Here is a 22,170-nt window from a genome sequence, read left to right on the forward strand (position 1 = left end):
CAGGCTGGGTTAAAACCCTTCGAGTACGATTTTGCCGCGTGCCCGGTTGCTCTCGATGAGCGCATGGGCGCGACGCAGGTTTTCCGCGTTGATGGCGCCGTAATGCTCGCCTTTGGTGGTGCGCAGCGTGCCATCGTCGATCAGGCGGCGCACATTTTCCAGAATCTCATTCTGGCGCGCCATATCCGGCGTCTGGAACAGCGAGCGGGTAAACATCAGCTCCCAGTGCAGCGAGATCGCTTTACGCTTCAGCGGCATCGCGTCGAGGGTGTCCGGATCGTCAATGACCGCCAGACGGCCCTGCGGCGCCAGCACCTCGACGATCTGCTGATAGTGTTTGTCGGTATGGGTCAGGCTGGCGACATAGCGAACGTTCTCGACGCCGATTTCGCGCAGCCCTTCCGTCAGCGGACGAGAATGATCGATAACGTCGTGCGCGCCCAGTTCGCGCACCCACTCGGCGGTTTCAGGACGCGACGCGGTAGCGATAACGCGCAGTCCGGTCAGCTTGCTGGCCAGCTGCGTCAGAATCGAACCGACCCCGCCGCCCGCGCCGATAATCAGCAGCGCTTCGTTCTCATGCTCTTTCACCTCAAGGCGGTCGAACAGCAGCTCCCAGGCGGTCAGCGAGGTCAGCGGCAGCGCGGCGGCATCAGCGTTGCTTAGCGAAGCAGGCTTGTGACCGGCGATACGCTCATCCACCAGGCCATATTCCGCGTAGGAGCCGGGGCGATCGATGGCGCCGGCGTAAAAGACTTCGTCGCCGGGCTTGAACCGGGTCACGCTCTCGCCGACCGCTTCTACCGTGCCGACGGCATCCCAGCCGACAATGCGCGGCTGCTGCGTCGGCGCGTTGTTGCGCACTTTGGTATCGACCGGATTGACGGCGATCGCGGCGATTTTCACCAGCAGATCGTGCGCGCCCGGCTGGGGCTGCGGCAGCGTAGTGTCGTAGAGCGATTGCGGATCGGCGATCGGCAATCCATTCTGGCTGTAGACGATAGCTTTCATCTCTGTTCCTTTTTGCAGTAATAAGTTTGCTAATGCTGGATAACAGCATAGGCGGCCTGTGTCAGGAGAAACACCTGCTGGCGACAGCAGCACTTTCACTGCTGGAGTGAAAATAGCTGTGCATCGGTAGAAAACGGTGTCAAATGAAGCGGATAAAAAAACGGCAGTCGCGCAGTTACGGATGTACAGACGTCTAGATGTAGATTATAGTCGTTTCCCTACGACAAAAGGGATCTGGCTTATGAACAAAAAAGTGCTTTCTATTCTGCTGGCCGCGTCAGTTACGCTGCTTAGCGCCTGTAATAAAGATGACGACAGCAAAATCAAAGTGGCTATTAATACCGGCCCGGACCAGACGTTATGGGATACCGTTAAACAGGTGGCGCATGACAAATATCATCTGGATGTCGATGTCGTGGCGTTCAATGACTACGTGCAGCCGAATGAAGCGCTGTTCAATAAAGATGTCGACGCCAACGCCTTCCAGAGCCTGCCCTATCTGGAGATGCAGTCTAAAGAGCGCGGCTACCATTTCGCCGTGGTCACCAATACCTTCGTCTTCCCGATTGCCGGCTATTCGCGCAAAATCAAATCGCTGGATGCCCTGCCGGACGGCGCTACGATCACCATCTCTAACGAAGCGACCACGCTGGGCCGCAGCCTGCTGCTGCTGCAGGCGCAGGGTCTCATCAAGGTGAAACCGGAAGCGGGCCTGCTGCCGACCACGCTGGACGTGACCGACAACCCGAAAAAACTGAAGTTTGTCGAGGTCGATACGCCGCAGCTGGCGCGCACGCTCGACGACCCGCAGGTTTACGTTTCTATTATCAATAACAACTTCGCCGCGCTGGCGAATCTCTCCGCCTCGCGCGACGGCATGTTTATGGAAGGGAAAGCCTCGCCGTACGTGAATGCCATCGTGGCGCGCGAAGATAATAAAGACAGCCCCAATATCCAGAAGCTGAAAGAGGCGTTCCGCTCGCAGGAAGTGCTGGATAAAGCCAATGAGCTTTATAAAGGCGATATTATCAAAGGGTGGTAAAACCGCTCCCGCCTCCGCATCCCCCTTCAGGTTGCGGAGGCGTTTCGCTTCTCATTCAGGCATGTCAAAAACAGCCAGAATGTAATCAAATGAAAATATCTTCGCCAAACCCTCGTTAAGTTATCAGCCGCTGTTTCCATAACATCTCATTAGCAATTAAAGCTAAAACGCATAACAAGTTCTGGCGTTTATTACCTTCGTTACGACCGAAAATAAAATAACCGTGCGTTAATCCCTTAAGGAGTCGGCTAATGAAAGAGTTAGTGCAGGATGTTTTATCCATTTTCTCTCCGCAGAGCGTGAATCCCGTGTTGATTCGTACGGGCCTCACTCAGCGTGAAATCGCTTCCGTTCAGCCCTTCGCCGTGACTTCGGTCAGCTGGGCAACCTCTATGGAGGAGCTCAACGCCGCGTTTGCCCATAAAGCGCATGAAGCGGGCGCCGTCGGCTACCACATTACCGATGTGGAATCACACAAATCGGGCAGCGACGGCCAGCCGCTGCTGGCGGCAAAAGCGACGCTCTATAATATCCCCGACGACAGCGCCAATGCGCCAGCGGCGGCAGGATTTATATTGTAATCCGTCCTAATCGGCGCAGACCTTAAATACCGCCTGCTGCCTTCTGTCTGTTATAAAACACTCTTCGCTTTCAGGCTCAGGCGGCTCAGGCCGCCCCAGCCTTCGTTCTGCTTTTTATCTCCCGCGCCTCAGTCAGCGCATATCCCTGCTACCCTTTGACGACTTATCGGCTAGCTGCGCAGACGGCGAGCCGACACAACAACACTTTTTATAGAAACTCTTTTTGTGGGAGCGTTATGACGTCTAAAGGAAAGGAAAACAGCGGCAGCCTACCGCATCGCAGCAACCACAGCGGCGTGAGCGTTCAGGGCGCAAGAACGCATAACCTTAAAGATCTCTCCTTCACGTTTCCCCGTGACGCCATGGTGGTTTTCACCGGCGTTTCGGGATCGGGCAAGTCGTCGCTGGCGTTCGACACGCTCTATGCAGAGGCGCAGCGGCGCTTTATGGAATCGGTCGCGCCCCATGCGCGCCGCCTGATAGATCAGGCGGCGGCCCCGGACGTAGACAGCATCGATGGCCTGCCTCCAGCGGTTGCGCTGCAGCAGAGCCGCGCGGGCGCGCAGGAGCGCTCCACCGTCGGCAGCCTGACGCGCGTTTCCGTAACGCTCAGACTGCTCTATTCTCGCGCCGGGAAGCGGCCTGACGGCGTCTCCTTTCTGGCTGCCGAATCTTTTTCCCCCAATAACCCGCAGGGCGCCTGTCCCGCATGCCAGGGCATGGGCATGGTGCATCAGGTGAAGACGGAGGCCCTGGTGCCAGATGCATCCCTGAGCATTCGCGAAGGCGCTATCGCCGCCTGGCCGCATGGCTGGCAGGCGAAAAACCTGCGCTCAATCCTGGAGGCGCTGGATTACGACATCGACGCGCCCTGGGAAACGCTCTCTGAACGGGACAGAGAGTGGATCCTGATGACTGATGAACAGCCTTCTGTGCCTATCTTTATGGGGCTTACCGCCGAACAACGCAAAGCGGCGATAGCGGCTGAGGTCGAACCTGCCTATACCGGTACCTATACCAGCGCCAGAAAATATGTGCTGCAAAGCTACGCGGGTGGCAAAGAGAGCGTCAAAAAACGTCTTTCCCGCTTTGTCGCCGTGGCGCCCTGCGCGCTCTGCCAGGGGAAACGACTTAACCAGGATGCGCTCTCCGTGACCTTCGCAGGTTACGACATCGCTGAAATGGGCGAGCTGACTATCGCTCAACTCAAGGCGCTGTTTTCCCCGCTGGCGAAGGGCGCTTCTTCTCTCTTTCCTGAAGAGACGGCGCTAAGGGAAGCGACGATCCGCATGGCGACGGATATTTGCGGGCGTCTGGACCAGCTGGAAAACCTCGGCCTTGGCCATCTTTCCCTCGGCCGCAGGACGACGATGCTCTCTTCGGGCGAGCTACAGCGCATCCGGCTGGCGACGCAGCTGATCTCGCAGCTTTTCGGCGTCATGTATGTGCTGGACGAACCGGCGGCCGGCCTGCACCCGGAAGATGTACGCGCGCTGATCCGCTCGTTGCGCGCGCTGCTGGCAGCGGGCAACTCGCTGGTGATCGTCGAGCACAATCTTGACGTTATCGCCGAAGCGGACTGGCTGACGGAGATCGGACCGGGACCGGGCCGCCTGGGCGGCGAAATCGTTTATAACGGCGCGCCCTCCGGCCTGGCGCGCAACGGCCGGTCGGCGACGGCAGACTATCTGCTCGGCGATCGTTATCCCGGCCTGCGTCAGCGCAGCCTGCCTGAACAGTGGCTGCAATTTGAACAGGTGACCTGCAATAACCTGCGTGCGCTCGATTTTTCGCTGCCGCTCGACAGAATGACGGTGATTACCGGCGTTTCCGGCTCAGGAAAGTCGACGCTGCTGATTCGCGTCCTGCCCGCATTGCTCCAGAGACTGGATAACACACCGGCCGATGAGGGCGAAGATGAGGATGAAACCGTCACGGCGGTTCAGGGCAACGTGGTTGCCGGCGGCGCTTCCCTGAAGCGACTGGTACGTATCGATCAGCGCCCTATCGGTCGAACGCCTCGTTCCAATCTTGCGACCTATACCGGCTTTTTTGACACCGTCAGGCGGCTGTTTGCCGAGACCGATGAGGCGAAGACGCGCGGCTTCGACGCCAGCCGTTTCTCGTTCAATCTGCCCGCCGGACGCTGTCCCGCCTGCGAAGGACAGGGCCTCATCACCATTGAGCTGCTGTTTATGCCCCAGGCGAGCGCGCCTTGTTCTACCTGCGGCGGCCGTCGCTATAATGCCGAGACGCTTGAAGTGCACTGGAACGGCAAAACCATCGCCGACGTACTGGCGCTGACGGTAGACGAAGCTGCCGCGTTTTTCAGCGACAATGAGAGTATTCAGCGCTCCCTTACCGCGCTCAAGGCGCTGGGTCTGGGCTATTTGACGCTAGGCCAGCCGGCGACGGAGCTGTCAGGCGGAGAGTGCCAGCGCATCAAACTCGCCTGGGAACTGCAGCGCGCGCAGCGCGGCAAAACGCTCTATCTGCTCGACGAACCTTCGACCGGCCTGCATCCCTCAGACATGGATAAGCTGATGCGGGTGCTGGATCAGCTGGTGAAACGCGGCGATAGCGTGGTGATGGCAGAGCACGATATGCGAATTGCATCCGAGGCTGACTGGATAATCGATCTTGGACCGGGATCAGGGGAAAATGGCGGTCATATCGTGGCGGCCGGTACGCCGGAAGAGGTCAGCCGCGCTGAGAACAGCGTGACCGCGCCCTATTTAGCCCAGCGGCTTAAAAACAGGCGCGGCGATCCGCAGGCGTAGCGCGGGACACTATTCTGCGGTTCGCGAAAACCCGACGGATAAAACAGAGAAACCAGCAGGCATCCGGAGGCATTTTCGCTTCCGGGCGCCTTGCTGCTGCGATGTGCAACAAGAACAAGCGCTGCACCTGACTGGCCTTTTTTGCCTTCGTGACAACGTCACTACTGCACTTTTGCTGCCAGAAGATGCTTTGCACGGTGTCAGAGTGAATATTTATTGCTATATATGTATGTTGTAACTATAAGAAGCCGCATTGAATCTCTTTATCCTGACTGAGACCAGGCGTAGCCACGACACAATAAACTTTGTCATAAATCAATATTAGAAATTGCTGCTATTGAAACGGCAACTGGCAGATGCTATAACTGCGCCGTGTTTATTACTGGAGTACAATCCGTCCACCGATGAGAAGCAACAGCGTGGATGTCTTGTTTAAATTATGCGCGTAGCATTTATCAATCATTCTCTTTTCATCTGCTCTCTTCCCGTCTGGAATATCGCCGATCAGCACTGGCGTAGCGCCCTGTAGGCCCCTCTCCTCGTTTCCGTTTGCCATAAGGAACTTGCGCCTGTGCGGTGCAGGTCAATTGAATAATTGCGACAGGAGTTAGCCATGTTTGCATGGGTTTTATTATTACTTGCTATTTTTAGCGAAATTATCGGCACGCTGGCGATGAAATGGTCCAGCGTCGACGAAAGCGGCTCGGGTTATTTAATCATGCTGGTAATGATCGCCTGCTCCTATATTTTCCTGAGTTTCGCCGTCAAAAAAATCGCGCATGGCGTCGCCTATGCACTGTGGGAAGGCATCGGCATCGTATTAATTACGCTATTTAGCGTGCAGCTGTTCGGAGAGCCGCTCTCTCCAATGAAAATCGCCGGACTGACGGTACTGATCGCCGGCATTATGCTGATTAAAACCGGTACTACGCAGAAGAAGGAGCCGCAGCATGTCATCAGCTGATATTACGCATCTGCTTTGGCTGGCGCTGGCGATCCTGCTGGAAATCGCCGCCAATATTTTTCTGAAATATTCCGACGGCTTTAAAAAACCGCTGCTGGGTATCTCCTCGCTGGTTTCGGTGCTGCTGGCGTTTAGCGCGCTCTCTCAGGCGGTAAAAGGTATCGATCTGTCGGTCGCCTACGCCCTGTGGGGCGGTTTCGGCATCGCCGCTACGGTGGCGGCGGGCTGGGTGCTGTTTGGCCAGCGGCTCAACGCCCGAGGCTGGGCGGGGCTGAGTCTGCTGCTGGCAGGCATGATCTTAATTAAGTTCGCCTGATAATGCATAACGTCCTGCCGTGGCGGGACGTTATAGTCCTACCCGCGCGGGGAAAATTTCCTGCAGCCAGCGAATAAAGACCCGCAGTCGATGCGTCACGTAGCGATTTTGCGGGTAAACCACATGAAACGGATAGCGCGCCGGCCACCACGGCGTGAGGATCTCCACCAGTCTCCCCGCTCTGATATGCGCCGCGGTGGCATAGGTAAAGGTCTGTACGATGCCCAGCCCTGACAGCGCCGCCGCCAGATGCGCGTTGCTTTCGTTTACCCCGACGCGATAGTCCGCCTTAATCTCCGTTTTTTCCCCGTCGCGCTCAAAGCGGAAGGGAAAGGCGCGTCCGCTCTGCGGCGAAAGGTAGCTGATTAATCGATGGCCGTTTTTAAGTTCGTCAGGATAGGCCGGAACGCCATAGAGCTTGAGATAGGCGGGCGTGGCGCAGGTAATTAGAGTAGCAAAGCCGATCTGGCGCGCGATCAGCGAGGAGTCGTTTAACGGGCCGCCGCGGATCACGCAGTCGACATTGTCGCTAATCAGATCGACGGCGCGGTCGGCGACGCCGAGATCGATACGAATATCGGGATAGCGCGCCATAAAATCGGGCAGCGCCGGAATCAGCACCTCGCTGGCGGTGGAGCCGCCGACGTCAATGCGCAAGTCGCCGCGCGGCGAGCTGCGCGCCACGTTGAAAGAGGCGTCGATATCCTCAAGATCGTGCAGGACGCGCAGCGTTTTCTCATAATATTCCCGCCCTTCCGGCGTCACCGTGACGCGGCGCGTGGTGCGCTGCAGCAGACGGATGCCGAGGTGCGCCTCCAGCTCCTGCACCAGCTTGCTGAGCGTGGCGTTCGGCATATCGAGCGAGTCCGCCGCGCGAGTAAAATTACCCGCTTCCACCACGCGGGAGAAAGCCCGAATCGCCATCAGCTGATCCATCGTCGTCTCCTGAACCCTGAATTATCCACACACAGAAATAGTGCTTTTCATTTTACAGGATTTTTCAACAAATCCGTAAGAGATAGATTGCTCCTCAGCGCTGCAGTGACCTGGCGCACTGACCCTAACCCACACGCTTAAGAGGAAACAATCATGACTAACGCACCTAACGGCAAAATCGCCTTAGTAACCGGCGGCACCAGCGGTATCGGCCTGGCGTCAGCACAGCAGCTCGCCGCACAGGGCGCCCGCGTCTTTATTACCGGACGCCGTCAGGAAGCGCTGGATGAAGCGGTGGCGCTTATCGGTTCCGCCGCGACCGGCATCCGCGCCGACGCCTCACTTCTCACCGATCTTGATGCGGTCTACGCCGAGATAGCGCGCAGCGCCGGCCACCTGGATATTCTGTTCGCCAATGCGGGCGGAGGCGATATGCTGCCGCTGGGCGCGATTACGGAAAATCATTTCGACCGTATCTTCGCCACCAACGTGCGCGGCGTGCTTTTTACCGTGCAGAAAGCCCTGCCGCTGCTGGTAGACGGCGCATCGGTAATTTTAACCTCCTCTACTACCTCGGTGCAGGGCACCGCCGGATTTAGCGTATACAGCGCCAGCAAGGCGGCGGTGCGCAATTTCGCCCGCTCATGGGCGCTGGATCTTAAAGAGCGCGCTATTCGCGTTAACGTTGTCAGCCCAGGTCCGGTTCGCACGCCAGGCCTGGGTGAGCTGGTGGATGAAGCGAACCGCCAGGGCTTGTTTGACGCGCTGGCGGCGCAGGTGCCGTTAGGTCGCCTGGGCGAACCGGAGGAGATTGGCAAGGTGGTTGCCTTCCTCGCCTCCGACGCGGCCAGCTTTATCAATGCCACCGAACTTTTTGTTGATGGCGGTATGGCGCAGGTATAAGGCGGACGCTCTGCAGGAAATTTCCTGCAGGGCGTTACGGTTAACAGAAGTTGTACAGCCGTAAAAGAGTCCTAAAAATACTTGACGCTGGGCCCGCTTTCGCCACAATACAAAGGGTTAACAAAAGATATACTCATTTGAGAGCATTTTTTGCAAAAAAGTTAACGGCTTTTTCTTGCATATTCTTGTACACATTTACTATCGATGTACAACTTGTCAGTTTTTTTGACTGATCATCGTTTAACTCATTTTGTTGGGGTAAAATTATGCGTCAGAGCAGCAGCCTTCTCTCTTCATCCGAAGATATCGCACGTTATTTTCGTGAAGCCAGCCTGCCTTCCGAACAGGAAACGCTGGGCCAGATCGTTGTTGAGCTTCTCCGCGCAGGCAAAAACGTCAACCGTAAAGGTATTTGCACTAAGCTGGTAAGACGACTGGAAGTTGCCTCGACGGCCGAAGAAGAGAAACACTATCAGCGTCTGATCGGCTTGCTGTTGGGCCGCTAATTCCCGATTACAGTTACGATTTCCGTTTTTCCGGCACGGCCTTAAGATGTAAGCAGGCATTCGCTGGCTCACGCCAGCACCAGCCAGGTGCGCTGGTTCTTTCTGTAGTCAACCGCACCTCAATCCTGCCCCAACTGCTGGGGCGTGCAGCGGGACACAGAGCAAATGTTATGTATAAAAGTAATGAAGAAAGACTGACCGACATCGTTATTGGCGAGGCGACGCTGGAGCTGCTGCTGTCTGATAAAGCGGTTTCCAGCCGCGCGCTGATGGACGTCCTGCAGCGCATGGCGGCGGAAGAAGCTGATGAAGAGCGGCAGCAGATTATCGTTCGCGCCATTAACGAGGTGCAGCAGAACCTTACCACGCAATCCACTCAGTCTCGCGTGACGTTACGCGATCGCAACAACAATGAGCATCACTTTAAGGGCGATGCGATGCCGGGCGATAAACGCAGGCACTGACCCTCTCTTTTGCGGTTTTCTTTTCAGGAGCACTCGATGAATATTGCCTGTTTAGGTTGGGGCTCGCTGATCTGGAAACCGGGCGATCTTCCCGTCGAAGGCGCATGGCATCAGGATGGCCCGCGCTTTCCAGTCGAGTTCTCCCGCACCAGCGACGGCGGCGAGCTGGCGACCGCGATCTGCATGAACGCGCCGCCGGTGCCGGTTCTGTGGGCAAGGCTGGCGATGCAGGATTTAGGACAAGCCTGCCTGCAGCTGCGCGAGCGCGAAGGGATCCCTGATGAACGCGTCGACGGCATCGGCATTTTTTCCGTAACAGCGCACACGCCTGGCGTGCTGGCCGAGTGGGCGCGCGCCCGTGAGCTGGATGCGGTCATCTGGACCGGACTGCCGCCAAAGCTGGGCAGCGTTGAAGGTTTAGTTCCTACGCTGCCACAGGCGATAGACTATCTTCAGCAGCTGGAAGGCAAAGAGGCAGACCACGCGCGCGCCTATATTTTGCAGGTGCCCGCGCAGATCGATACCCCTTACCGCCGCGCCATTACCGCCCACTTCGGCTGGGATCGATAAGCTCTCTGCTCAGCGCATAGTCATAAAGCCGCTGACTGGCGAGATTTTTCATTTTCACCTCGCACATGATATCAAAGGCGCTGAACGACAGCGCCCAGTCGTTCAGCGTCGAATTGAAATAGTAGTCCGAATGCGCGCGCAGTTTGGTTTTCGCCACGCCAAGGCTCTGCTGATCGGGATAGCCATGTTCCGGTATTAGTCCTTCCTGCGAAATCGAATAGTGCAGCACCGGCTGAACGCCGCGCCATGACTCTTGAATCAAGGCGATACGGCTATCGTCCGGCTGAATAAAGGCGTTCTCTTTCACCCAGTGATGATGGATATCCAATACAATGGGACAGAGCGCCCTCGCCTGCAGCACCTCATCCAGCGAACAGGAAATCTCATCATTTTCCACCGTCAGCATATTGCGCGCTTCGGGCGTGAGCTGACCAAAGGCCTGCTGAAATCCTTCGAAGCCTTTCTTACCGTTCATATGAATGTTGATTTTAAAATCCTGAAACGTTTTGCCGTAGCCCATCAGTACGGCGCAGAGCGCATGGTACTCCACATCTTCGATCGCCCGCTGCACCACATCAGGATTATCCGACGCCAGCACCGAATATTGTCCGGGATGGAAAGAGAGACGGATCCCATGCTGCCGCGCCAGCGCGCCGCAGCGCTCAAACAGCGGGTAGAGATCGGGCAGAAATTCCCGGTAGAGCGGCATCGCTTCCGGCACGGTAAAGAGCGGCAGCAGATCGCTGCCGATACGCATCATGCGCAGGGTCTCTGGCTGCATAGCCAGCGTTGCTAGCAGGCCGGCAAAATTCGTCAGGTTCAGGCGGGCAAGGCTGGCGATCAGCGCAATCTGCTCATCGCGCGGCAATCTGAGAAAACGGGTACGGGTTGTGCTCTTAAACGGGAAATGTTGTTTGCCGTCTGCATCCAGATATTTACACGCGAAGCCTAATTTCATATTTCCCCCTGTTAAACACAAACAGTAAGTTTAACAGTTATTTGAAAACCGGCTGGATGCGAGACGCGACAATCAGTAATGCCTGCGCAGAGGGCGCAGGCATCGCGGTCAGGCACTCGCTTTTTTCGGCTTGTTGCTGCTGTAGATAAAGAACAGCGCAATCGCCAGGCAGACCACCGCCGCCAGCCTGCCTGGCGAGAAGGCGATTGCCGTATTGCCTAACCAGCCGAAATTATCGATCAGCATGCTCATGGCGAGCTGGCCGAAGATAACCGCGACGGTAGCGGCGGCCGTCCCGATGCGCTGCACCGCCAGCACCATAATCACGATATAGGGAACGCCGCACAGCGCGCCCAGCAGCTGCCACTTGGGCACATCCATCAGGCTGTGCGCCTGCGGCGGCTCAAAAAAGAAGATCAGCAGCGCCGTTACCACTGCGCCCAGCGCGAAGGTGAGAAAGGCGCAGCGGAAAACGCCCACTTTGGCGCCGAGCTGGCCGTTAATCGCCGCCTGAATACTCAGCAGCGCGCCGCCCAGTACCGCTAAACAGATCATAAAAATCGTCATATTAACCTCGGGCGACCAGCGCCAGTGCGATAACAATAAACACCAGCGCAATGATGCGCTTGCCATCGATTCTGCGATGCGGCGTTCCCAGCAGGCCGAAGTGGTCAATCACCAGGCTTTTAAATACCTGACCGGCGAGAATGCCGATCATTGTCATGGCGATGCCGATCACCGGCGTCGCCAGCGTCAGGATCACCACGTAGCCAGGGCCTAAAATTCCGCCGAGCAGCTGCCAGCCCGGCTGGGCGAAAAACGACGGGCTATTGCGCGGGCTGAAAAAAAGCATCAGCAAAAAGGTGAGCGCCGCGCCGACGCCAAAAATGCTGAACGTTGCCCAGAGATCCCCAACCTGCTGACCCAATGGGCCGAGCAGCCCCGCCTCTACCGACAGTCCCATCCCGCCGGCGATAACCAGAAATAGAAAAATGAGTTGCATAATCGCTTCCTTTAAATCGAAGCGAAACAGCATAATGGAGTCGATTAAGATGAAAAACGCTATAGTGTAGCAAACACCTTTGCAGGAATTGCATTAATGGACGGTACCGGTTCGATTGATCTGCGCGCCCTGCGCTTTTTCCTTAGCGTGTACGATGCGCAAAATTTTTCCGTGGTAGCGCGGCGCGAAGGGGTATCCGCTTCCGTGGTGTCGCGCACTATTCTCCAGCTGGAGGATGCGCTGGGGCAGCAGCTCTTCTACCGCAACACGCGCGCGGTGATCCCGACCGAAGCGGGCCGGCTGTTTGTTGACTATGCGCGCGCCATCGACAGCCAGTTCAGCGACGCGCGTCAGGCATTGCAGGAGCGATCGCTTCAGCCGTCAGGCCTGGTGCGGCTTAATGCGCCTGTTTTTTTCGGCCAGCGGCATATCGCGCCCTGGCTGGCGGGCCTGTCTGCACGCTATCCGCTGCTGGAGATTGAGCTGACGCTAACTGACGACTATGTCGACCCGCACCGCACCGCGACCGATCTTATCTTTCGCATCGGCACGCTCACCGACTCCTCATTTCACGCGCGAGTGCTGGGCAGTCAGCGCTACTATCTGGCCGCTGCGCCGGACTACCTCGCCAGGCATGGCGTTATCGCCAGTCCGGATGCGCTGAGCGAGCATCACTGTCTGGTCTATCGCGGATCCGCAGGCGCCAACCGCTGGCTGTTCCGGCGCGACGGCGCGCCCTGGGTGCACTATCCGGTGATGCCGCTGCTGTCGTCGAACAACGCTGAAACCTTGCTGACCGCCGCGCTGGGCGGCATGGGGATGGTGCTTTTTCCTGACTGGCTGACGGGCGATCATCTGCGCACGGGCAAGCTGGTGAGGCTGCTGGAGGAGTTTGAAGCGGGGATCAATCCCGTACCGCAGCAAATTGCGGCGATCTATCCCAATACGCGCCATCCGCCGCTCAGCGTGCGCGCGGTGATCGATTACTTTGTCGAGGTGTATGGTTCGCCGCTTTACTGGCAGCGTGGCGATAGTTAACGTTTTTGCAATATTAAGCGGTTATTAAAGCGAAGCGGCTAATGCCGGGCGAGGGTATTTCAGGCTCTGCCGGCAGGCGCTACGCATTACTGCGTACCGAGGTAACGTGCATCTTTCTTGCAACTTTATCTGACCTGAAAGCAGATGATTTCACTCCCCTAAAAAATGAAAAATTTCAATAGCTTATAAATAATATAGGCGAAGAAAAAGAGGAACGTAATAAGAAAGGGAATTTAAGCGAAACGAAAAACTGTTATGACCTGTTTTTTAAAAAACACCTTCTCGCAAACTTTTTTTTATTTCTAAAAAAAAGCGCTAGACAATTCCTGCGCGACCTCTGTTAATGTGTGCCTCACAAAAGCTAAGACTGGAATTATCCATGCTGACAACAATAATCTATCGCAGCCATCTATCAGACGACGTGCCTGTAAAAACGCTGGATAATTTAGCCACACGCGCCAATACAACGAACGAGACTTTCGACGTTACCGGAATTTTGCTGTTTGACGGCACCCATTTTTTTCAGCTTCTGGAGGGTTCCGATGCAGCGGTATGCGCCATTTATGAGCGCATTTGCGCGGATAAGCGTCATCATAATTTAGTTGAACTGATGTATGACTATTCGCCGTCGCGCCGCTTCGGCAACGTCGGCATGGAGCTGTTCGACCTGCGCAAGTATGACAAAGAGACGGTGCTGCAGGCGGTGCTCAATAAAGGTACCTCAAAGTACCAGCTTACCTATGACGACCGCGCCTTGCAGTTCCTGCGCACCTTCGTCGAAGCGCGAGAAAAAGCCAACTACTTTGAAATCCCGCCGACCGATACCCTGCATTTTGTCGTAGAGGAGGCGCTGGAAAAAGCCATTGCGCCGCCGGACGCCGCTGACTGCAGCTTCGCCTTTCAGCCGATTATCGATCCGCTGATGCAGCAAATCGTCTCGCTGGAGGCGCTGATCCGCACGCCGGACGGCAGTGCGCCGACCGACTATTTCGCCCAGTTCTCCGGCGACGAGATTTACGCTGCCGATATCAAAGCGAAAGGCGTCGCCTTCGCGCTGGCGAAAAAGCTCGATATTCAGGGCCAGACGTTATCGGTCAATTTACTTCCGATGTCGCTGGTGGTGGTGCCGAACGCGGTAGAGATTTTGCTGGATCAGATCAAGCAGAATGGACTGGTGCCGGAACAGGTGGTGGTGGAGGTGACGGAAAACGAGGTGATTTCACGTCTTGATGAGTTCACCATCGCCGTTAAGCAACTGCGCGCGGCAGGCATCAGCATCGCGCTGGATGATTTCGGCGCCGGCTTTGCCGGGCTGTCGCTACTGTCTCGTTTCCAGCCGGACAAAATTAAAATCGACCGTAATCTCATTATCGACGTGCACAAAAGCGGGCCGAAACAGGCGATCGTGCATGCGATTCTTAAATGCTGCTCCTCGCTGGAGATCAGCGTTATCGCTGAAGGGGTCGAGAAGCCGGAAGAGTGGATGTGGCTGGAAGCCGCTGGCATCAGCAATTTCCAGGGTTATTTGTTTGCCCGCCCGCAGCTGAACGGCATTCCGGCGGTCGCCTGGCCGGAGATTCAGTAAGGCTACCAGATGGGCCGCCTTCAGCGCGGCCCCTCTGTTATCACTCAGCCAGATGCTAGATTTCGTCGTTCGGCGGAATGGCGTTTTTCCCCAGCTTCACCAGAAAACTGCCGTCGACGCGTTTGATTTTCGCGCCCCGATCGCCCCAGTACATCGCGATACCAAAAAACTCATCGGCAGAAAGCTCATAGCCGATAACCACTGATTTATGCTCCCCGCTGCTGAGCAGTTCATTCAGCTCATCCAGATTGCTGGCGATAGCGTAATCCATGTTTCCCCCCTGATGATTCACTTTAAATAGTGCGGCCAAAGTTTAACCATACGCTATCCCGGCAAATCCGCCATCTAAACCGCTTCGCCGCCGATCACCTGTCTGATGCGCTGCGCGATATAGACCGCATGGGTTTCCAGCGCAAAATGGCCCGTATCGAGCAGCTCGACCTGCGCCTGTGGGTTATCCCGCAAATAAGCCTGCGCGCCCGGCGGAATAAAGAAGGGATCGTGTTTGCCCCAGATAACCAGCGTCGGCAGCTGTTTTTCGCGGAAGAACTGCTGAAAAGCCGGGTAGCGCGTCAGGTTATTAGCGTAGTCCAGGAAGAGATCCAGCTGAATCGCTTTGTTGCCGGGCCGCTCCATCAGCAGCGCATCGAGCATATAGCCTTCCGGCGCCACCAGCGTTTCGTCGCTGACGCCATGCAAATATTGCCAGCGGGTCCCTGCCAGATTGAGCACGTTGTCATGCACGGCCTGGCGATTTTCCGGCGTCGGCTGCGCCCAGTAGCGGCGAATCGGCTCCCATGCGTCGCCCAGTCCTTCCAGATAAGCATTGCCGTTTTGCGACACCAGGCCGGTTACCCTGTCGGGATAAGCGAGCGCCAGCCGCAGTCCGCTCGGCGCGCCATAGTCGAACACGTAAAGCGCGTAGCGTTCGAGCCGTAATGCATCGACGAACGCGGCGAGCGTTTCGCCCAGCGCGTCGAAGCTATAGACGTAACGGCGCGCGTCCGGCACTTCGGTAAAACCAAAGCCAGGCAGATCAGGCGCCACCAGATGAAATCTGTCGCTCAGCAAGGGAATCAGATCGCGAAACTGATGCGAGGAGCTGGGATAGCCGTGCAGCAGCAGCAGCGTGGGGAGTTCAGGATTGCCTGCCTCGCGGTAGAACACGCGCACGCCGTCAGCGTCGATATAGCGATAATGCACTGGATAGAGCGGATTGCTGATCATTTCGACCTCTTATGTAACCGTTAAAGTTGTTTTTTACAGGTTGTTTTATACCCTGGCACAGAATTCAGACCTTTAAAAGTTATTTTTAGCGGTTACCTGAGTGTGTCACCGTTGCAGAGAGTAACCATTCAAAGTAATCTTTAATGGTTATCAGGAGAGCCAAATCAAATGAAAGAGAGAAACAGCGAAAGCTTACCCGCCGCGCCGTTGCAGATTGGCGATCATCTGGCGCTCGATTTTCTGAACACCGTGGCGCAGGTCGATGGCGAGCCGCATGATTTTTTTCAGCGTGACGAGGATGTGGTGCGCTGGCTTGAGGCGGCGGGATGCGGGTCAGCCGGGAGGGAGCGTGAAGCGCACGCTGGCGGATTGCTCAAGGCGGCGCGTGAACTGCGCGCCGTTATCCTGCAGGCGGTACAGCGGAAAAAGAGAGAAGAGATATGGCAGCCGGAGCAGCTCAATCACTTCCTTCGCAGCACCTCCAGCCACTTTGAGCTGACGCTGAATCGCGACGGCCAGTATGAGTATCGCCGTGTCTACGCGACGGCCACGCCCGAGCAGCAGCTGGGTCCGGTGGCGGAACAGGCTGCCGATCTACTGGTAAACGGCGATTTCTCGCTGGTGCGCGAGTGCGAGCATCCCGACTGCACGCTGTGGTTTTACGACCGCACCAAAGCGCATCGCCGCCGCTGGTGCAGCATGGCACTCTGCGGCAACCGGGCCAAGGCGGCGCGCTTTCGCCGGATGACTCAAGGCTAAAGCGACACGGCCGGCCGCGTCGGTTCGGACATGCTCTGCATCTCTTTGATTCCCGGCAGGCGACGCATAACGCTCATGGCGAAATCGGCATAGCTGTCGAGATCGGCGGCCACTACCTGCAACAGGAAGTCGCTATCGAACTGGTGGCACTGGGGCTGGCGGGGCCGAAGAAAGCAGTTACCCGCCTGACCGGCAATCTAAAGCTCTATCGTTAGCGCGGCGCATTACGGCAGCGCAATGCGCACTACGCTGTCCGGCCCTTTCGTGGAGTTGTCTTTGTTGAAATCCTGCTTCAGCGTGACGTAGAGCACCCCGCCGTCTGGGGAAAGCAGCAGGCTGTTGGGATGGCTGTTAAATGCCCAGCTGTTTTTCACTGCGTAGCTGGTGGCGTCAAGCTGAAGCACCTTCTTCGACTCGCGTTGGCTGATATAGATCTCATTGCGCGCCGGGTTGAACTTAATGCCCAGCGCATCGCCGTCGAGACGTTTGATCACTTTGCCGGAACGCTCGTCAAACACCAGCGTGGCTTTCGCTTTTGAGTCGTCAGTGACGAACAGGCGGCCGGTAGCGGGATCCTCCGCCAGGTTCAGGAACAGATACTCTTTGCCGTCATGCGGCGAGAGACGTTTCTCGATACGGTGGGTATGAGGATTGATCACCAGAATTTCGCCGCCGCCGTTGGCAGCATAGACGCGGTCGGTCAGCGACGAGTAGATGATGCCGGTCACCCATTTTCCAGCGTTGGGAATGCGCTTTTTCAGCGTCATGCGCTTCGCATCCACCACAGAGATAAAGCCGGGATCGGCCACGCCCCCGATGAAGAGTTCGTTGTTGTGGAACAGCACTTCTCGCGCACCGATGGGATCGCCATCTTTATCTTTACCTTTGAACATCAGACGCTGCAGCACCTTGCCGCTCTGCACATCCACCTGCGAGACGCCGCCGTCAAGCGTGTTGGTGGCGTAAAAGCGATCTCCGCTGCTGTCCACCGCCATGCCGAAGTTTTTCAGATCGGTGTGGGTGACGCCTTTGGTCGCCAGCGTAGTGGGATCAAGACGATAAATAACGCCGCCGTTTACCGCATTAAAGCCCTGCGCGCTGGCGACAAACAGGGCGTTTGCCGCAGGCGCGTAAGCCATCTCGTAAAGCCCCTCGCCCAGCTCGCGCTGCGTCAGGTTAGCGGCGGCGGGCTTAGCTACAGCCGTCGCGGCGGGCGCAGCAGTGCGCGCCGGTGTCTGACAGGCCGTCAGAGCTGACGCTGCGATAATGACAACGGCAAGCGCGCGTTGGCGCGGGGTGAATAGCGATTTCATGCAGGACTCCATCAATGGAAAAGCTTCTCCCGTCAGGCGCTGCCGAGGCGGGAATAGCAAAATGAATGAGAATCATACTCATTAACATTAAAGTCGACAATCCGGTTGCCTGTGGCCAGGCCGGACGACGTCTGCCGCCGTACCGCTCAGAGAGGTAATTACGTTTGCTTTATGAACAGCTTGTTCTGATGCTGCGGCTGAAATGATGCAATTCAAATTGTAACATCATGATTAATATTATTTTTACATTTAATTACAAATGCGACGCAATTTCTGTGCGCCGAATTAAAGCAAATGATTATCATTAACGTTCTCATTACAGTCCCATATTCTCTGCGCTTCGTTGCGACAGAGACGAGCAAGGGCACCATAACAATACTTCCTTATGGAAAAAATTATGTCTTTCAGCGGCAGGGAAACAGGCGCGGCAGCGCGCGCACCACGATCGATAAAAACCTTCACGCTCACATTGCTGGCGCTGGCGATCCACGCTGGCGCGCATTCCGCCTGGGCCGCAGAGAGCGACGCTTCGCCTCAGCAGCTGGTGGTTGACGGCAGCGTGACGGACGCGGCACAAAGCAGCCAGGATTATCAGGTCACCACCACGCGAGCCGGCACCAAAATGCTGCTGACGCCGCGTGACGTGCCGCAGTCGGTTACTGTCGTCACCCGCCAGCGCATAGACGATCAGGATCTTCAGACGGTAGATGATGTGCTGACCAACGCCACCGGCGTCTCATCGCAGCAGGTTGACAGCGAGCGCAGCTACTACTACTCGCGCGGCTTTCAGATCACCGACTTCTCCTATGACAACATCCCCACCACCACGGGCGACGCCTGGAACTATGGCGACGCTGCAGAAGATACGGCGATTTACGATCGCATCGAAATTGTGCGCGGCGCCAACGGCCTGATGACCGGCGCGGGGGATCCAGGCGCTACGGTCAATATGGTGCGCAAGCACGCCGACAGCAAAACCTTTACTGGCAACCTCAGCGCCAGCTACGGCAGCTGGAACGCGCAGCGCTATGTGGCGGATCTCTCCGCTCCGCTTAACGCCGACGGCAGCGTGCGAGGCCGCGTTATCGCCGGCTACCAGAATCAGGAGAGCTGGCTCGATCGCTACCAGAAAACCAAAAAATTCCTCTATGGCGTGGTGGATGCCGACCTGAGCGACCACACCACCCTGTCGCTCGGCTGGGATTATCAGCAGCAGCATACCGGCAACCCCACCTGGGGCGGCTTACCGAGCCTGTTCAGCAACGGATCGCGCACCCGCTACGACCGCAGCACCAATACCTCGACCGACTGGGCGAGTTATGCAGTGGAATCGCGTAAGGTATTTGCCAACGTCACCCATAACTGGGACAACGGCTGGACCTTCCAGCTGAACGGCACCCATGGCGAACAGACCCTCAATGACAAACTGCTCTACGTTATGGATAATCCGGACGAGGAAACCGGACTCGGCGCCAGCGGCTTCGGCAGCCAGGATCGCGGCAAACGCACGCTGGACTCCTGGGACGCCTACGCCAGCGGCCCGTTTGAGCTGCTGGGACGTCAGCATCAGCTGATGGCGGGGCTGAGCTACAGCCGCCAGCACAACGCCTCCTGGAGCGCAAACGGCCCGGTCAGCAGCGAACAGCTTGGCGTCTTCAGCAGCAGCTGGGACGGCTCCCTAGCCGAGCCTGAATGGGGTGACTGGTATCTGAATAACGACGATATCGTGCGGCAGAAATCCGCCTATACCGCCGCGCGTTTCTCGCTGGCCGATCCGCTGTCGCTGATCGTCGGCGCGCGCTATACGCAGTACAGCACCGACGGCAGCAGCGGCGATATGCGCAAGAACAACGTGACGCCTTACGGCGGTCTGGTGTACGACCTGAGCGAGAGTCTCTCCGCCTACGCCAGCTACACCTCGATCTTCTCGCCGCAAACCAAACGCAGCGCCGACGGCGCCTGGCTGTCGCCTGTTACCGGGAAAAACTATGAAACCGGCCTGAAAGCGGACTGGATGAATGGCCGTCTGACCAGCAATCTTGCTATTTTCCGCATCGAACAGCAGAACGCCGCCGAGGCGATTGACGGCATCTTTGTCAACGGGTCGAGCGAGCAGGCCTACCGCGCGACGCAAGGCGCGGTGAGTAAAGGCGCGGAGCTGGAGGTGAATGGCGCAGTCACCGACAATCTGCAACTCACCTTCAGCGCCACGCGCTATGTGGCGCGCGACAGCAGCGGTCGCTACAACAGTTTTGCGCCGCAAACGCAGCTCAAGCTCTTTAGCCGCTATCGCCTGCCGATGCTGCCGGAGTTGACGCTGGGCGGCGGGATAAACTGGCAGAACCGCGTTTATCAGGATATCACCGGACCGAGCGGCGAGACGCAGCGCCTCTACCAGGGCAGCTACCCGCTGGTGGATCTCTTTGCCCGCTATCAGGTGACGAAGCAGCTGGCCGTGCAGGCGAATCTTCATAACCTGTTCGACCGCGAATACTACTCTTACCTCGACAGCTCTGCCGTTTACGGGGAGCCGCGCAATATGTCGGTCAGTCTGAACTACAGCTTCTGATGCTGTTCCCTGGCGCCCGCCGGGGAACATTACCTGTTTCCTTCCCCTGCCCAATCATGGGCAGAATTTTAATGCCATCACATAACCGCTATCATCGCGCCATCTTTTTGTGACATCTCACTCAACCTTGCAACATGCCACTGCAGATAAAAGCACATGCAGAGATAATGAGTTGTACTCTGTACATAGCAGTTTTACACAGTAAAACAACCTACTCCCGCAAGGTCGCGCTTTGCCGGGGACGACTTCTGTTAAGAGGTACATCATGTCTGAAAAGATGCACGCTTCATCTGCGCCCTCAGAGCTGGAAAGGCAAACCGTCAGGCGCGTCGTCTGGCGGATCCTGCCCTTTTTGATCGTCTGTTACCTGATTGCGATCATCGACCGGGGCAATATCGGCATGGCATCGCTGCAAATGAATGAGGATCTGGGGTTGTCGAAAGCGGTTTTCGGCCTGGCCAGCAGCCTGTTCTTTATCGGCTACTTTCTGTTTGAAGTGCCGAGCAACCTGGCGATGCAAAAGATCGGCGCAAAGATCTGGATCTCCCGCATCATGATTACCTGGGGCATCGTGTCGGTCTGCACCGCTTTTGTAGAGAGCAGCGAAATGCTTTATCTGCTGCGCTTTCTGCTGGGCGCCGCGGAAGCGGGTTTCTTTCCCGGCGTTATCCTCTATCTCACCTACTGGATCCCGGCGAAGTACCGCGCGCGCGTTATCGCCACCTTTATGGTGGCGATCCCGGCAGCTAACTTTATCGGGTCGCCGATTTCCGGCGCGATCCTGTCGCTGGACGGCTGGTTCGGCATGCGCGGCTGGCACTGGCTCTTCATTCTCGAAGGCGTTCCCGCGGTGCTGCTGGGCGTGGCGGCCTTTTTCGTGCTGAGCAATCGTCCGGACAGCGCGAGCTGGCTCACCAGCGAGCAGCGCAGCTGGCTCTCATCCACTCTGGCGGCGGAAAATGCCCAACGCAAAGCCATCGGCCATATTTCCCTGTGGCAGCTGCTGCGCCACAAGCATATCTGGGTCATGGCGCTGATCTACGCCGGCGCTTCCGCCGCCGGATCCACGCTCAGCGTCTGGTCGCCGCAGCTGTTGAAGTCGTTTGGGCTGGATAACTTTACCACTGGCCTGGTGAACGCGATCCCTTACGGGCTGGCATCGGTGCTGATGATTGTGTGGGGCCGCAGTTCAGACCGCACCGGCGAACGACGCTGGCATACCGCTTTGACGCTGTTTCTGATTGCGGGCGGCCTGCTTTCCGCCTTTATCAGCCAGTCCCTCACCGGCAGCGTGGTGATCCTGTCGCTGGTGTTGATCGGCGCCTATTCGATGAAAGGTCCGTTCTGGGCGCTGGCCTCAGGCTGGTTATCCTCTTCGACCGCGGCGGCCGGGCTGGCGGCTATCGGCGCCGTCGCCAATTTGATCGGCGGCGGCCTGATGGTGAACGTGTACGGCATGATCAACCAGGCGACCGGCAGCCATACGCTGGCGATGATGCCGCTGGCGTTGCTCTGCGCGGCGGGCGGTATCGCGGTGCTGGTGATGGGCCGCAAGTCGCAGCTGCGGGTTGAGGCTGAGGCGCAGCCGCGATAAGCAATCGACAGGCGTAAAAAAAGGCGCGATAAGCGCCTTTTTTGTTGCCTG

At 57.1% G+C, this 22,170-nt stretch carries 22 protein-coding genes and 1 pseudogene; 14 read left to right on the plus strand and 9 right to left on the minus strand.

What is annotated here, in order from left to right:
• Window positions 1-9 precede the first annotated feature (9 nt).
• Window positions 10-1,011 carry a zinc-binding alcohol dehydrogenase family protein gene (locus PVE98_RS21615; protein WP_033748869.1) on the minus strand — a complete coding sequence of 334 codons (1,002 nt, stop codon included), beginning with the start codon at window positions 1,009-1,011 and terminating at the stop codon, window positions 10-12.
• Window positions 1,012-1,252: 241 nt separating this feature from the next.
• On the opposite strand from PVE98_RS21615, the gene PVE98_RS21620 reads away from it, so the two are divergent.
• From PVE98_RS21620 to mdtI, 5 genes are all read left to right on the plus strand, one after another.
• Window positions 1,253-2,053 carry a MetQ/NlpA family ABC transporter substrate-binding protein gene (locus tag PVE98_RS21620; RefSeq protein WP_033748873.1) on the plus strand — a complete coding sequence of 267 codons (801 nt, stop codon included), beginning with the start codon at window positions 1,253-1,255 and terminating at the stop codon, window positions 2,051-2,053.
• Between the two features lie 251 nt (window positions 2,054-2,304).
• Window positions 2,305-2,634, plus strand: a complete 330-nt coding sequence (locus PVE98_RS21625; protein ID WP_096074262.1) for a DUF1471 domain-containing protein — start codon at window positions 2,305-2,307, stop codon at window positions 2,632-2,634.
• A 236-nt stretch (window positions 2,635-2,870) separates the two neighbouring features.
• The gene (locus PVE98_RS21630) at window positions 2,871-5,414 is read left to right on the plus strand and encodes an excinuclease ABC subunit UvrA (protein ID WP_096074261.1); all 2,544 of its coding nucleotides are present in this window, start codon (window positions 2,871-2,873) and stop codon (window positions 5,412-5,414) included.
• A gap of 613 nt (window positions 5,415-6,027) precedes the next feature.
• The gene (gene mdtJ, locus PVE98_RS21635; protein ID WP_407568603.1) at window positions 6,028-6,378 is read left to right on the plus strand and encodes a multidrug/spermidine efflux SMR transporter subunit MdtJ; all 351 of its coding nucleotides are present in this window, start codon (window positions 6,028-6,030) and stop codon (window positions 6,376-6,378) included.
• Window positions 6,365-6,694, plus strand: a complete 330-nt coding sequence (gene mdtI, locus PVE98_RS21640; protein WP_096074260.1) for a multidrug/spermidine efflux SMR transporter subunit MdtI — start codon at window positions 6,365-6,367, stop codon at window positions 6,692-6,694. The genes mdtJ and mdtI overlap by 14 nt, the downstream gene beginning before the upstream one ends.
• A gap of 30 nt (window positions 6,695-6,724) precedes the next feature.
• Here mdtI and PVE98_RS21645 read toward each other — a convergent pair whose 3' ends face one another.
• Entirely contained in the window at window positions 6,725-7,630 is a 906-nt protein-coding gene (locus PVE98_RS21645; RefSeq protein WP_333620433.1) for a LysR family transcriptional regulator, read from the minus strand.
• Window positions 7,631-7,783: 153 nt separating this feature from the next.
• On the opposite strand from PVE98_RS21645, the gene PVE98_RS21650 reads away from it, so the two are divergent.
• From PVE98_RS21650 to PVE98_RS21665, 4 genes are all read left to right on the plus strand, one after another.
• Complete coding sequence (locus PVE98_RS21650) at window positions 7,784-8,533, plus strand: SDR family oxidoreductase (RefSeq protein ID WP_096074258.1); 750 nt, start codon at window positions 7,784-7,786, stop codon at window positions 8,531-8,533.
• 266 nt (window positions 8,534-8,799) lie between these two features.
• A complete protein-coding gene (gene ycgZ, locus PVE98_RS21655; protein ID WP_033748886.1) occupies window positions 8,800-9,039 on the plus strand; it encodes a regulatory protein YcgZ in 240 nt (79 codons plus the stop codon).
• 170 nt (window positions 9,040-9,209) lie between these two features.
• A complete protein-coding gene (locus PVE98_RS21660; RefSeq protein ID WP_033748889.1) occupies window positions 9,210-9,503 on the plus strand; it encodes a hypothetical protein in 294 nt (97 codons plus the stop codon).
• Between the two features lie 36 nt (window positions 9,504-9,539).
• Window positions 9,540-10,073, plus strand: coding sequence for a hypothetical protein (locus tag PVE98_RS21665; protein WP_096074257.1), 534 nt, complete (start codon window positions 9,540-9,542; stop codon window positions 10,071-10,073).
• Here PVE98_RS21665 and PVE98_RS21670 read toward each other — a convergent pair.
• The 3 genes from PVE98_RS21670 to PVE98_RS21680 form a co-directional block, all read right to left on the minus strand.
• A complete protein-coding gene (locus PVE98_RS21670) occupies window positions 10,045-11,031 on the minus strand; it encodes a UV damage endonuclease UvsE (RefSeq protein ID WP_096074256.1) in 987 nt (328 codons plus the stop codon). The genes PVE98_RS21665 and PVE98_RS21670 overlap by 29 nt on opposite strands.
• A gap of 108 nt (window positions 11,032-11,139) precedes the next feature.
• Entirely contained in the window at window positions 11,140-11,598 is a 459-nt protein-coding gene (locus tag PVE98_RS21675; RefSeq protein ID WP_313618862.1) for a DMT family transporter, read from the minus strand.
• A 1-nt stretch (window position 11,599) separates the two neighbouring features.
• Window positions 11,600-12,034, minus strand: a complete 435-nt coding sequence (locus PVE98_RS21680; protein ID WP_048782770.1) for a DMT family transporter — start codon at window positions 12,032-12,034, stop codon at window positions 11,600-11,602.
• Window positions 12,035-12,130: 96 nt separating this feature from the next.
• On the opposite strand from PVE98_RS21680, the gene PVE98_RS21685 reads away from it, so the two are divergent.
• The gene (locus PVE98_RS21685; RefSeq protein WP_096074254.1) at window positions 12,131-13,072 is read left to right on the plus strand and encodes a LysR family transcriptional regulator; all 942 of its coding nucleotides are present in this window, start codon (window positions 12,131-12,133) and stop codon (window positions 13,070-13,072) included.
• A 379-nt stretch (window positions 13,073-13,451) separates the two neighbouring features.
• On the plus strand, window positions 13,452-14,657 hold the full coding sequence (locus tag PVE98_RS21690) for a diguanylate phosphodiesterase (RefSeq protein WP_033748898.1): 1,206 nt from the start codon (window positions 13,452-13,454) through the stop codon (window positions 14,655-14,657).
• A gap of 55 nt (window positions 14,658-14,712) precedes the next feature.
• Here PVE98_RS21690 and PVE98_RS21695 read toward each other — a convergent pair whose 3' ends face one another.
• A complete protein-coding gene (locus tag PVE98_RS21695; RefSeq protein ID WP_033748899.1) occupies window positions 14,713-14,928 on the minus strand; it encodes a hypothetical protein in 216 nt (71 codons plus the stop codon).
• A gap of 74 nt (window positions 14,929-15,002) precedes the next feature.
• Window positions 15,003-15,884: an alpha/beta fold hydrolase gene (locus tag PVE98_RS21700; RefSeq protein WP_096074253.1), complete on the minus strand. Its 882-nt coding sequence runs from the start codon at window positions 15,882-15,884 to the stop codon at window positions 15,003-15,005.
• A 168-nt stretch (window positions 15,885-16,052) separates the two neighbouring features.
• Between PVE98_RS21700 and PVE98_RS21705 the strand changes: the two genes are divergently transcribed.
• Complete coding sequence (locus tag PVE98_RS21705) at window positions 16,053-16,643, plus strand: ABATE domain-containing protein (RefSeq protein ID WP_096074252.1); 591 nt, start codon at window positions 16,053-16,055, stop codon at window positions 16,641-16,643.
• Here PVE98_RS21705 and PVE98_RS21710 read toward each other — a convergent pair.
• Both PVE98_RS21710 and PVE98_RS21715 read right to left on the minus strand, forming a co-directional pair.
• Window positions 16,640-16,780 (minus strand): annotated as a pseudogene (locus PVE98_RS21710) (Lrp/AsnC ligand binding domain-containing protein); the annotation flags it as partial. The gene PVE98_RS21705 and the pseudogene PVE98_RS21710 overlap by 4 nt on opposite strands.
• An 87-nt stretch (window positions 16,781-16,867) precedes the next feature.
• Entirely contained in the window at window positions 16,868-17,956 is a 1,089-nt protein-coding gene (locus tag PVE98_RS21715; RefSeq protein ID WP_096074251.1) for a YncE family protein, read from the minus strand.
• Between the two features lie 397 nt (window positions 17,957-18,353).
• Here PVE98_RS21715 and fhuE point away from each other — a divergent pair, with 397 nt between their 5' ends.
• The gene (gene fhuE / locus PVE98_RS21720; RefSeq protein WP_096074250.1) at window positions 18,354-20,525 is read left to right on the plus strand and encodes a ferric-rhodotorulic acid/ferric-coprogen receptor FhuE; all 2,172 of its coding nucleotides are present in this window, start codon (window positions 18,354-18,356) and stop codon (window positions 20,523-20,525) included.
• A gap of 265 nt (window positions 20,526-20,790) precedes the next feature.
• On the plus strand, window positions 20,791-22,119 hold the full coding sequence (locus PVE98_RS21725) for an MFS transporter (RefSeq protein WP_096074249.1): 1,329 nt from the start codon (window positions 20,791-20,793) through the stop codon (window positions 22,117-22,119).
• Window positions 22,120-22,170: the final 51 nt, after the last annotated feature.

Source organism: Pantoea sp. GABEPS69 (assembly GCF_045780835.1).
GTDB classification, from domain to species: Bacteria; Pseudomonadota; Gammaproteobacteria; order Enterobacterales; family Enterobacteriaceae; genus Pantoea; species Pantoea septica.

What these genes read in the sequence shown, in the direction of transcription:
- PVE98_RS21725 (WP_096074249.1), top strand. Translation starts at nt 20,791, where the DNA reads ATGTCTGAAAAGATGCACGCTTCATCTGCGCCCTCAGAGCTGGAAAGG.
- PVE98_RS21670 (WP_096074256.1), bottom strand. Translation starts at nt 11,031, where the DNA reads ATGAAATTAGGCTTCGCGTGTAAATATCTGGATGCAGACGGCAAACAA.
- PVE98_RS21685 (WP_096074254.1), top strand. Translation starts at nt 12,131, where the DNA reads ATGGACGGTACCGGTTCGATTGATCTGCGCGCCCTGCGCTTTTTCCTT.
- PVE98_RS21620 (WP_033748873.1), top strand. Translation starts at nt 1,253, where the DNA reads ATGAACAAAAAAGTGCTTTCTATTCTGCTGGCCGCGTCAGTTACGCTG.
- PVE98_RS21615 (WP_033748869.1), bottom strand. Translation starts at nt 1,011, where the DNA reads ATGAAAGCTATCGTCTACAGCCAGAATGGATTGCCGATCGCCGATCCG.
- PVE98_RS21665 (WP_096074257.1), top strand. Translation starts at nt 9,540, where the DNA reads ATGAATATTGCCTGTTTAGGTTGGGGCTCGCTGATCTGGAAACCGGGC.
- mdtI (WP_096074260.1), top strand. Translation starts at nt 6,365, where the DNA reads ATGTCATCAGCTGATATTACGCATCTGCTTTGGCTGGCGCTGGCGATC.
- PVE98_RS21690 (WP_033748898.1), top strand. Translation starts at nt 13,452, where the DNA reads ATGCTGACAACAATAATCTATCGCAGCCATCTATCAGACGACGTGCCT.
- PVE98_RS21715 (WP_096074251.1), bottom strand. Translation starts at nt 17,956, where the DNA reads ATGAAATCGCTATTCACCCCGCGCCAACGCGCGCTTGCCGTTGTCATT.
- PVE98_RS21660 (WP_033748889.1), top strand. Translation starts at nt 9,210, where the DNA reads ATGTATAAAAGTAATGAAGAAAGACTGACCGACATCGTTATTGGCGAG.
- ycgZ (WP_033748886.1), top strand. Translation starts at nt 8,800, where the DNA reads ATGCGTCAGAGCAGCAGCCTTCTCTCTTCATCCGAAGATATCGCACGT.
- PVE98_RS21705 (WP_096074252.1), top strand. Translation starts at nt 16,053, where the DNA reads ATGAAAGAGAGAAACAGCGAAAGCTTACCCGCCGCGCCGTTGCAGATT.
- PVE98_RS21675 (WP_313618862.1), bottom strand. Translation starts at nt 11,598, where the DNA reads ATGACGATTTTTATGATCTGTTTAGCGGTACTGGGCGGCGCGCTGCTG.
- PVE98_RS21645 (WP_333620433.1), bottom strand. Translation starts at nt 7,630, where the DNA reads ATGGATCAGCTGATGGCGATTCGGGCTTTCTCCCGCGTGGTGGAAGCG.
- fhuE (WP_096074250.1), top strand. Translation starts at nt 18,354, where the DNA reads ATGTCTTTCAGCGGCAGGGAAACAGGCGCGGCAGCGCGCGCACCACGA.
- PVE98_RS21680 (WP_048782770.1), bottom strand. Translation starts at nt 12,034, where the DNA reads ATGCAACTCATTTTTCTATTTCTGGTTATCGCCGGCGGGATGGGACTG.
- PVE98_RS21700 (WP_096074253.1), bottom strand. Translation starts at nt 15,884, where the DNA reads ATGATCAGCAATCCGCTCTATCCAGTGCATTATCGCTATATCGACGCT.
- PVE98_RS21630 (WP_096074261.1), top strand. Translation starts at nt 2,871, where the DNA reads ATGACGTCTAAAGGAAAGGAAAACAGCGGCAGCCTACCGCATCGCAGC.
- PVE98_RS21625 (WP_096074262.1), top strand. Translation starts at nt 2,305, where the DNA reads ATGAAAGAGTTAGTGCAGGATGTTTTATCCATTTTCTCTCCGCAGAGC.
- mdtJ (WP_407568603.1), top strand. Translation starts at nt 6,028, where the DNA reads ATGTTTGCATGGGTTTTATTATTACTTGCTATTTTTAGCGAAATTATC.
- PVE98_RS21695 (WP_033748899.1), bottom strand. Translation starts at nt 14,928, where the DNA reads ATGGATTACGCTATCGCCAGCAATCTGGATGAGCTGAATGAACTGCTC.
- PVE98_RS21650 (WP_096074258.1), top strand. Translation starts at nt 7,784, where the DNA reads ATGACTAACGCACCTAACGGCAAAATCGCCTTAGTAACCGGCGGCACC.